1 protein-coding gene is annotated in these 825 nt (G+C 52.4%); it reads left to right on the top strand.

From position 1 onward, the window contains the following. Nucleotides 1-65 precede the first annotated feature (65 nt). Entirely contained in the window at nt 66-770 is a 705-nt protein-coding gene (locus tag ABD419_RS24905; protein ID WP_001067855.1) for an IS6-like element IS26 family transposase, read from the top strand. Nucleotides 771-825: the final 55 nt, after the last annotated feature.

Genomic DNA, 825 nt, shown 5'->3' with positions numbered 1-825 from the left:
AGGGCACTGTTGCAAATAGTCGGTGGTGATAAACTTATCATCCCCTTTTGCTGATGGAGCTGCACATGAACCCATTCAAAGGCCGGCATTTTCAGCGTGACATCATTCTGTGGGCCGTACGCTGGTACTGCAAATACGGCATCAGTTACCGTGAGCTGCAGGAGATGCTGGCTGAACGCGGAGTGAATGTCGATCACTCCACGATTTACCGCTGGGTTCAGCGTTATGCGCCTGAAATGGAAAAACGGCTGCGCTGGTACTGGCGTAACCCTTCCGATCTTTGCCCGTGGCACATGGATGAAACCTACGTGAAGGTCAATGGCCGCTGGGCGTATCTGTACCGGGCCGTCGACAGCCGGGGCCGCACTGTCGATTTTTATCTCTCCTCCCGTCGTAACAGCAAAGCTGCATACCGGTTTCTGGGTAAAATCCTCAACAACGTGAAGAAGTGGCAGATCCCGCGATTCATCAACACGGATAAAGCGCCCGCCTATGGTCGCGCGCTTGCTCTGCTCAAACGCGAAGGCCGGTGCCCGTCTGACGTTGAACACCGACAGATTAAGTACCGGAACAACGTGATTGAATGCGATCATGGCAAACTGAAACGGATAATCGGCGCCACGCTGGGATTTAAATCCATGAAGACGGCTTACGCCACCATCAAAGGTATTGAGGTGATGCGTGCACTACGCAAAGGCCAGGCCTCAGCATTTTATTATGGTGATCCCCTGGGCGAAATGCGCCTGGTAAGCAGAGTTTTTGAAATGTAAGGCCTTTGAATAAGACAAAAGGCTGCCTCATCGCTAACTTTGCAACAGTGCCCTT

Source organism: Glycomyces endophyticus (assembly GCF_039531525.1).
GTDB classification, from domain to species: Bacteria; Actinomycetota; Actinomycetes; order Mycobacteriales; family Micromonosporaceae; genus Glycomyces; species Glycomyces endophyticus.
The sequence above is the reverse complement of the archived record's forward strand: the minus strand, read 5'-3'. Positions and strand labels throughout refer to the sequence as shown.